The sequence below is a fragment of the Microbacterium sp. 69-10 genome (genome assembly GCF_001897945.1).
GTDB lineage: Bacteria > Actinomycetota > Actinomycetes > Actinomycetales > Microbacteriaceae > Microbacterium.
The window spans coordinates 1-8,493 of record NZ_MKRT01000007.1 but is presented as its reverse complement, the minus strand read 5'-3'; the positions used below and the strand labels follow the sequence as shown (position 1 = coordinate 8,493).

The 8,493-nt window shown below is 69.0% G+C and carries 8 protein-coding genes, 1 rRNA gene and 1 pseudogene; 7 read left to right on the top strand and 3 right to left on the bottom strand.

What is annotated here, in order from left to right; translation table 11 throughout:
• Positions 1 to 229: pseudogene (locus BGN97_RS03050) on the top strand (ornithine carbamoyltransferase); the annotation flags it as partial.
• Positions 226 to 1,650, top strand: a complete 1,425-nt coding sequence (gene argH, locus BGN97_RS03045; protein ID WP_292697938.1) for an argininosuccinate lyase — start codon at positions 226 to 228, stop codon at positions 1,648 to 1,650. The pseudogene BGN97_RS03050 and the gene argH, both read left to right, overlap by 4 nt.
• A gap of 36 nt (positions 1,651 to 1,686) precedes the next feature.
• On the opposite strand, the gene BGN97_RS03040 is transcribed toward argH, so the two are convergent.
• Positions 1,687 to 2,286, bottom strand: a complete 600-nt coding sequence (locus BGN97_RS03040; RefSeq protein ID WP_292697936.1) for a DNA-binding protein — start codon at positions 2,284 to 2,286, stop codon at positions 1,687 to 1,689.
• 76 nt (positions 2,287 to 2,362) lie between these two features.
• Here BGN97_RS03040 and BGN97_RS03035 point away from each other — a divergent pair, with 76 nt between their 5' ends.
• The gene (locus BGN97_RS03035) at positions 2,363 to 2,881 is read left to right on the top strand and encodes a Pycsar system effector family protein (protein WP_292697934.1); all 519 of its coding nucleotides are present in this window, start codon (positions 2,363 to 2,365) and stop codon (positions 2,879 to 2,881) included.
• Positions 2,794 to 3,561, top strand: a complete 768-nt coding sequence (locus BGN97_RS03030) for a SatD family protein (protein WP_363331392.1) — start codon at positions 2,794 to 2,796, stop codon at positions 3,559 to 3,561. The genes BGN97_RS03035 and BGN97_RS03030 overlap by 88 nt, the downstream gene beginning before the upstream one ends.
• A 26-nt stretch (positions 3,562 to 3,587) precedes the next feature.
• Here BGN97_RS03030 and BGN97_RS03025 read toward each other — a convergent pair whose 3' ends face one another.
• Positions 3,588 to 4,172: a hypothetical protein gene (locus tag BGN97_RS03025; RefSeq protein WP_292697932.1), complete on the bottom strand. Its 585-nt coding sequence runs from the start codon at positions 4,170 to 4,172 to the stop codon at positions 3,588 to 3,590.
• A 74-nt stretch (positions 4,173 to 4,246) separates the two neighbouring features.
• Between BGN97_RS03025 and tyrS the strand changes: the two genes are divergently transcribed.
• Positions 4,247 to 5,548: a tyrosine--tRNA ligase gene (gene tyrS / locus BGN97_RS03020; protein ID WP_292697930.1), complete on the top strand. Its 1,302-nt coding sequence runs from the start codon at positions 4,247 to 4,249 to the stop codon at positions 5,546 to 5,548.
• A gap of 12 nt (positions 5,549 to 5,560) precedes the next feature.
• A complete protein-coding gene (locus BGN97_RS03015) occupies positions 5,561 to 6,382 on the top strand; it encodes a DUF4184 family protein (protein ID WP_292697928.1) in 822 nt (273 codons plus the stop codon).
• Between the two features lie 16 nt (positions 6,383 to 6,398).
• Here BGN97_RS03015 and BGN97_RS03010 read toward each other — a convergent pair whose 3' ends face one another.
• On the bottom strand, positions 6,399 to 7,754 hold the full coding sequence (locus BGN97_RS03010) for a CoA transferase (RefSeq protein ID WP_292697926.1): 1,356 nt from the start codon (positions 7,752 to 7,754) through the stop codon (positions 6,399 to 6,401).
• Positions 7,755 to 8,240: 486 nt separating this feature from the next.
• On the opposite strand from BGN97_RS03010, the gene BGN97_RS03005 reads away from it, so the two are divergent.
• Positions 8,241 to 8,493: ribosomal RNA gene (locus tag BGN97_RS03005) — 16S ribosomal RNA — on the top strand; the annotation flags it as partial.

Below are 8,493 nucleotides of genomic sequence, written 5' to 3'. Positions count from 1 at the left end.
CGAGCGGCTCCGCGATCTGGGCGGCTACAAGGTCACCACCGAGATCATGGACCTCGCCGACCCCGAGGCCATCTTCATCCACTGCCTGCCCGCCGACCGCGGCTACGAGGTGGACTCCGAGGTCATCGACGGGCCGCGGAGCGTGGTCTGGGACGAGGCCGAGAACCGCCTGCACGCGCAGAAGGCGCTGCTGGTGTGGCTCCTGGGCAAGCAGGAGGCGGCAGCGTGAGCGAAGCGCACGGCACGAACGAGGGCGCGCTCTGGGGAGCGCGGTTCGCGGGCGGTCCGTCGCCCGAGCTCGCCGAGCTGAGCCGCTCCACGCACTTCGACTGGATCCTCGCCCCGTACGACATCGCGGGATCCCACGCGCACGCCACGGCTCTCGAGGCCGCGGGATACCTGGAGGCGGAGGAGGCGCGCATCATGCACGCCGGCCTCGACGCCCTCGCCGCGAGGATCGCGGACGGCACGCTGCTGCCCGACCCGGGCGACGAGGATGTGCACGGCGCGCTGGAGAAGGCGCTGATCGCCGAGATCGGTCCCGAGGTGGGCGGGCGCCTGCGCGCCGGCCGCAGCCGCAACGATCAGATCGCGACGCTCGTGCGCATGTACCTGATCGATCACGCCCAGGTGATCGCCCGCGACCTGCTGCGCGTCATCGATGCCCTGGTCGCGCAGGCCGAGGCGCACCCGGATGCCATCCTCCCGGGCCGTACGCACCTGCAGCACGCCCAGCCGGTGCTGCTCGCACACCACCTGCAGGCGCATGCCTGGCCCCTGGTGCGCGAGCTGGAGCGCCTGGTCGACTGGCGTCGCCGCGCCGGCTTCTCGCCCTACGGCGGGGGAGCGCTGGCCGGTTCCACTCTCGGTCTCGACCCGGCGCTCGTGGCTCGCGAGCTGGGGCTGGACCGTCCCGCGGAGAACTCTCTGGATGGCACCGCCGCTCGCGACGTGGTCGCGGAGTTCGCCTTCATCGCCGCGATGACGGGCATCGACCTGTCCCGGCTGTCGGAGGAGATCATCCTCTGGAACACCCGCGAGTTCGGCTTCGTCACGCTCGACGACGCGTACTCCACCGGGTCCAGCATCATGCCGCAGAAGAAGAACCCCGACATCGCCGAGCTCGCGCGCGGCAAGTCGGGCCGCCTGATCGGCAACCTGACCGGGCTGCTCGCCACGCTCAAGGGCCTTCCGCTCGCGTACAACCGCGACCTGCAGGAGGACAAGGAGCCGGTCTTCGACTCGGTCCGCACTCTCGAGGTGGTGCTGCCGGCGTTCGCGGGCATGATCGCCACGCTGCGCTTCGACACGGCGCGCATGGCCGAGCTCGCACCGCAGGGCTTCTCGCTGGCGACCGACGTCGCCGAGTGGCTGGTCAAGCAGCGCGTGCCGTTCCGCGATGCGCACGAGATCTCGGGTGCGCTGGTGCGCGCCTGCGAGGAGCGCGGGATCAGGCTGGAGGATGCCGATGACGAGCTGCTGCGCTCGGTGTCCGAGCACCTGACTCCGGCCGTTCGCGACGTGCTCTCGATCGAGGGCTCGGTGGCATCCCGGACCGGCGCCGGAGGAACGGCTCCCGTGCGGGTGGCCGAGCAGCGGGCTGAGCTCGTCGCTCGCACGCAGGCGGCGGCGCACGCGCTGGGTCTCTGATATTCACGGAACATACGATGCGGGAGTCCCGTGTCGTCACTTCTCCGAGTCAGCGACGTTCAAACGATTCAGCACGCCGACGAGTGCTGGCAGAGCTTGTTCCTCGACGCGCAGCCCAGCGGCGGTTGCTCGGAGGCTGGCGGCCGCGGGCGTGATGCCGAGTTGATGGGCCGCCTGGCGCTGTGTGAGGTGCTCGTTCAGCGCGTCGTAGATCTCCCATCCCTTGTCCGTGCGTCGGTCGCGGAGCGCGATCAGCAGCCGAACGAGGGCCTGCGCCTCGTCGCTGTGTGCGTCGTTCACGATCGCCAGACGAGTCGGGTCGCTCTTCGCGGACTCGACCGCTTCGCGTGCGTTGATGAAGGCCGACCCTCGAGCTTCCCTGATGCTCGCGGGGACCGGCTGTTCCACGGAACCGATCCCGACACCGACACTCCAGGAGCGTCCGCGAGTGAGGTGGAGGATCAGCGTCAACGCCTTGTCGGCATGGGCGGTGATGAGCTGGAACTCATCACCGACGGTGCGTTCTGGGCCGAGCAGGATACCGTGGTCGTCACGGCTGCGGAGCTGGGCCAGTGCCTCGGGAACAAGGTCTGAGCTCGTTCTGCTCGACTTCTGGTCCACCGTCAATACGAACATACGATAAGGCTACAGGCTTATATCTCCCGAGTTAAGCTTTGAATGCTCCGGTACTTCCCGTCGATAGTATTCAGGGGTGAAGACAGGCTCCAGCGGCACAGCGGCACAGATGCTGCAGGAGGCCCGCGACGATGTTCAGCACGCCGATCAGAAGGCCTCTCTGCTGCTCGCCGCAGCAGGCGTCGGCTTCGGGGTCATCATCAGCGGCCAGATGTCTTCTGATTGGCGCGCCGACACGGTGCTATCGATGCCCGGACAGATTCTCTGGGGGTTCGGGATCGCCTTGGCCGTCGCGTGCGTCACAGCAGCGGCCGTCGCGGTGTGGCCGCGCTATCGGCTGGAGACGATGCCCCGATACGGCGTCACGTACTGGGGTCATGTCGCCGCGTTCAAGGATCCGTACCGGCTTGGCACCGCGCTGGCGAAGACGGACACCGACGCGAGGGCCCGTGAGCGCGTTCTGCATCAGCTGTGGAGCCTCTCACGGATCGTGCTCAGGAAGTACCGGTGGATCCGGGTGTCCCTGCTCCTGGGGGCCGGTGCAGGAGTCGCGCTGAGTGCTGCAGTTGTCTTCTTCCCCGCGGGAACGCCGTGATCGACGAACCACTGCTCGGTCCGCGCCCCGGCGTCGGTGAATCGGTCGTTGCGGTCATCGCCGATATCGTCGGCTCCCGGCGTCATCATGACCGCCACGGCGCTCAGCAGATCCTGGATGCTGCCATCGATCGGGTCACCGCGGACTCCGGCCTCGCCCTGCAGCCGTTTCGCCCCACCGTGGGAGATGAGCAGCAGGCGGTGTACCCGACGATCGCGTCGGCATTGACATCGATCCTCCTGCTGCGACTGATCCTCCCGAACGAGGTGGACTGCCGCTTCGGCGTGGGTATCGGAGCCGTGACGCGGATCCCGACGCGAGACGTGAGCATCCCTGACGGGCCCGCGTGGTGGGCGGCGCGCGCGGCCATAGATCGGGTGCATGCCCTGCAGGATCGCACCATTCCGCGGGCGCGGACATGGGTGGTCGCACACGAGAGCGCGAACGAGGTGACAGCGGATGCCGTGCGCTGGGCCAACGCGTATCTGCTCGCCAGAGATGAGCTCGTTGCAGCCATGAGCGACCGCACGCGTCGTCTGGTTTACGGCCGCTTCCTGTCCCGTACTCAGGCTGACCTCGCAAGATCCGAGGGGATCACGCAGTCGGCGGTGTCGCAAGCGCTGTCGTCCGCGGGCGCGAGCAGCCTCTTGGAGGGGCTGCAAATGTTCGAGCTGACCTGAACGGTGCCTGCCCGGACGACCAGGAGTCAGACGAGCGCGAGACGGACGACCGTGCCGACCGCACCGGCCCAGAGCAGACTGCCCAGGGTGCCGATGATGAAGCGCTCCCTGGCCTCGGCCTCGGCGAGCTCCGGGAACCGGCCGATGCCCTTCACCGCGATGATCGCCGCGATCGCCTCGGGGAAACCCACCGCGATCGCCACCACGGTGCAGATGCGCTCCAGGTAGCCGATCACGGTTCCGCCGCGCATGAGGGTCCGCGCGTGCGCCGGGTCGGCGTCGTGCGAGGCGAGGATCACGATGCCGCCGTCCTCGGTCTCGCGCACCCGGTCGCCCGCGGCGATGTCGAGCGCGCGCCGGGTGAACGGATTGCCGCCGACCGTCGCGGCGGCGAACCCCAGCACGGTGATCGGGACGCCCAGCAGGGGCGTCGCCGCCGGGGGCAGGACTACGACGATCGTCAGCGCGGCCGCCACGAGCGCACCGCCGACGGCGGCCAGGACGGTCGACGGCCGGCGCAGCCCCACGAGCGACAGCGCGAGCACCGCCAGCAGCACCACGACGATCGCTGAGGCCAGCACTGCGGAGGCGAAGGGGTCCAGGGGCGGCATGCCGCCAGCATGGCACGGGCATCCGACGTCACGCGGGAGCGGAGCGCGCGATCCGCGCTGATAGCCTGGAACGCGTGTCGAATCCCGCTCTGACGACCGCCTCCGTGGCGCTCGATCCCACGTTCGAGAACGTGTGGGACGAGCTGCTGTGGCGCGGCCTCGTCCACGTGTCCACCGATCAGGAGGCGCTGCGCGCCCTTCTCGCCGGGGACCCGATCACGTATTACTGCGGCTTCGACCCCACGGCTCCCAGCCTGCACCTCGGCAACCTCGTGCAGCTGCTCCTGCTGCGCCGCCTGCAGCTGGCCGGGCACAAGCCCCTCGGGCTCGTCGGCGGTTCCACGGGCCTGATCGGCGACCCCCGCCCGACCGCGGAGCGCACGCTGAACACGCGCGAGACGGTCGAGGAGTGGGTGGGCCGGCTGCGCGCCCAGGTCGAGCGCTTCCTCAGCTTCGAGGGCGACAACGCCGCCCGCATGGTCAACAACCTCGACTGGACCGCTCCGATGAGCGCGATCGACTTCCTGCGCGAGATCGGCAAGCACTACCGCGTCGGCACGATGCTGAAGAAGGACGCGGTCGCAGCGCGCCTGAACTCGGACGCCGGCATCAGCTACACCGAGTTCAGCTATCAGATCCTGCAGGGCATGGACTTCCTCGAGCTGTACCGCCTGTACGGCTGCGTGCTGCAGACGGGCGGCTCCGACCAGTGGGGCAACCTCACCAGCGGCACCGACCTGATCCACCGCGTCGAGGGGGTGTCCGCGCACGCGATCGGAACGCCGCTGATCACGAACAGCGACGGCACCAAGTTCGGCAAGAGCGAGGGCAACGCGATCTGGCTGGACGCCGAGATGTGCAGCCCGTACCGGATGTACCAGTTCTGGCTCGGGACGACGGATGCCGATGTCGTCGACCGGCTGAAGGTCTTCACGTTCCTGACTCGCGCCGAGATCGAGGAGTACGCGGCCCTGGTCGAGTCCGAGCCGTTCCGTCGTGCCGCGCAGAAGCGTCTCGCGCTCGAGGTGTGCGTGACGGTGCACGGTGCGGAGGCGACGGCCGCCGTGATCGCGGCGTCCGAGGCGCTGTTCGGGCAGGGCGACCTGTCCGCGCTCGACGCGGCCACGCTGCGCACCGCCCTCGAGGAGCTCCCGAACGCGACGGTCGCCGCCGGCACGCCGGTCACCGAGGCGCTCGTCGCCACGGGGCTGGTCTCCAGCGTCTCCGAGGCGCGGCGTGCGATCTCGCAGGGCGGGGTCTCGCTGGACGGCGAGCGGGTGGCCGATGACATGGCGACCGTGCAGGGGTCCCTCCCCGGCGGTGTTTCCGTGCTGCGCCGCGGCAAGAAGACGCTCGCGGGCGTGTTCCTCGGCTGACCCGGCGGATCGATGCCCTTCACGCCCAGCCACGCGATCGTCGCGCTGCCCTTCGTGCGCACGCCGTTGGTGCCCGCGGCGATCGCGGTCGGGGCGATGACACCGGACCTGCCGCTCTTCCTGCGCGGGCTCGGTCCGTCGTACGGTTTCACGCATTCCACGACGAACATCGTCTGGACGGCGCTGATCGCCCTCGGCCTGCTGGCCGTGTGGCGGCTGGTGCTGCGGCCGGCGCTGGTGCATCTCGCCCCGGATGCCGTCGCTGCGCGTCTTCCGGATGCCTGGCGGCGGACGGGTCGTGGCGCGGCGCTCGAGCTGTTCGCATCCCGCGAGAAGCCGGGCTACCCGCTCCTGCTGGTCGTCTCTCTGCTGATCGGGGTGCTCTCGCACATCGCCTGGGATCTGTTCACGCACGAGGGCCGCTGGGGCGTCGAGACGATCCCCGCGCTGCGGCAGTCCTGGGGGCCGATGCCCGGATACAAGTGGCTGCAGCACGGTTCGAGCGCCGTCGGCCTGCTGCTCCTCGGTGCGTGCGCGGTGCTGTGGCTGCGTCGTCGCGGCATCGTGCGCCGACCGCGGATGCTGCCCGTCTGGGTGCGCTGGAGCTGGTACCTCACTCTCCCGGTGTTCCTGGTGGCGGGGTGGCTCATCGGGCTGTCCGTCCACGGCCCGCTCGGACCCGCGCTCAGCGTGCAGCAGCTGGCCTACCGGACGCTGCCGCTCGCATCGGGCCTGTGGGGGCTGATGACGGTCGCGCTGTGCGTGGTGGTCGTGCTGCTCTCCCCCGCCGACGCCCGCCTGATCACCACTCCGCCTGATCACCACTCCGCCTGATCACCACTCCGCCTGATCACCACTCTGGTGCGTCGGCTCCCCAGGGACGAGGAGCGGCGAACTGGACCGGTCCACCTGCCCAGCGCACGGCGGGCACGACGGTCGTGACGCGGTGCCCGCCGACCTCGAACTCCTGCGTCCGGACCTCGTGCTCCGGTGCCCGGCGCGGCTCTCCCCGGGGCATCCCGAGCAGTTCGGCGGCCACCCGCCGCAGCGAGGTGCGCACGTACCAGGAGCCGCCGGACTCCGCACGTCGGCACAGGGCCATGGTGATCCCCGCGGCGAGAAGGTACCCGGCAGAATGGTCCAGCGCCTGGGCGGGCAGCGCGCCGGGGACGTGCCCGTCGTCCGAGTCCGCCCAGGAGATGCCGCAGTCCGCCTGCACGATGCTGTCGAACCCTCGGGCGGAGTCCTCGCCGGGCCAGGCGCTCAGCTGCGCGACGACGAGCTGCGGATGCCGAGCGGCCAGTGATCGAGGATCCAGGCCGAGCCTGCGCAGTCCGTCCGGACGGTAGCCGAGCACGATCACGTCGGCGTCGGCGAGCAGCGCATCGAAGCGCTCCCGGTCCGCGACGATGTCCAGGAGGGCCGTCCGCTTGCCATGACCGGTGTCGAAGTGCTGCCAGCTGATCTCCTCCCGCAGCGGAGGGTCGATTCGCAGCACCTCGGCGCCGGCGAACGCCAGGGTGCGCGTCGCGACGGGACCGGCGATCACCCGGGTGAGGTCGAGCACGCGGATGCCGGACAGAGGCGAGTCCGTTGTGGGACGGGGGAGTGCGCGCGGTCGGGAGTCGCCGAGCCGGGACACCTGGATCAGCGGGGTGGTCCGCAGCACGGCATCCTCGTGCTGGTGCTCCTGCCGCACGGGAACGCAGAGGCCGCCATGCGCCTGGACCGCAGTCGTCGCCTGCACGGACGTCATCGTGCGCAGCACCCAGGCGACCTCGTCCGGGGAGGCGCCGTCCCGAAGGCGGAGGCCGGTGCGGAGGGCGGCCGCATGGTGCGGGTAGTTGCCGTGCGTGCGCACCCAGCCGTCGGCGGTGCGCCAGAAGCCGGAGAGCGGAGCGAACCCCTCGATCGCCTCGCCGTCGACGCGCAGGTACCGATCGCTTCGGTACGCGGAGGCCACGAGGTCGGGATCGGGGAGGAGCGGATGTCCGCCCTCGGCCGCCGCGATCGCGATCACGGCCGCGGCGGCCCCGATGCTGGTCCAGGCGAGCTCGCCCACGGCGAGATGGGAGGGGAGCGGTACGGCCGACGCCGCGCCGGCGGGGAGCGTGAGAGCGTCGGCGCGCAGCCCCAGCTCCGCCAGCACGCGGGCGAGGAGCCCGGAATCCTGCGGCCGGAGTGGGGTGTCACTGGTGGGTCCCATGACGCGAGACTACGTCGGCCGGAGGCGCGACACGCCCGGGATACGAGGCTGATTTGCCGGATGCCCGGGATCCACGTAAACTATTACTTGTTCGCCCCAAGCGGTTGAGCGGAAGGCCTGAAGGCCTGGCTCCCCTCCAAGCAGCGAACACAAATCCTCAACTTCCACTGGCGGCTTCGCTGGTGTAGGGTAGAGGTTCCGGCTCCGGAACGACTGGTCAACAGTCCTGGATCCGCCGGGTATGATTGTGAAGTTGCCCTGCGCTTCTCGCCTTGGTTGGTGGGTGTGTGGGTGCGTCCGATCCTTGAGAACTCAACAGCGTGCACTTGTCAAATGCCAAATTATCCTCGTCCAGCCCTGTGGGGTTGGTTGAGAATTCCTTTGGATCAATTTATATGAATGTCAGCAATGATGTTCGTCTCTTTTGGTCATGATTGAACTCGCTGCCTTCTTGCCGTTTTCCCGGTGGTTGGTATGCATCTGTTTTTTACGGAGAGTTTGATCCTGGCTCAGGATGAACGCTGGCGGCGTGCTTAACACATGCAAGTCGAACGATGAAGCCCAGCTTGCTGGGTGGATTAGTGGCGAACGGGTGAGTAACACGTGAGCAACCTGCCCCTGACTCTGGGATAAGCGCTGGAAACGGCGTCTAATACTGGATATGTCCCATCACCGCATGGTGTGTGGGTGGAAAGATTTTTCGGTTGGGGATGGGCTCGCGGCCTATCAGCTTGTTGGT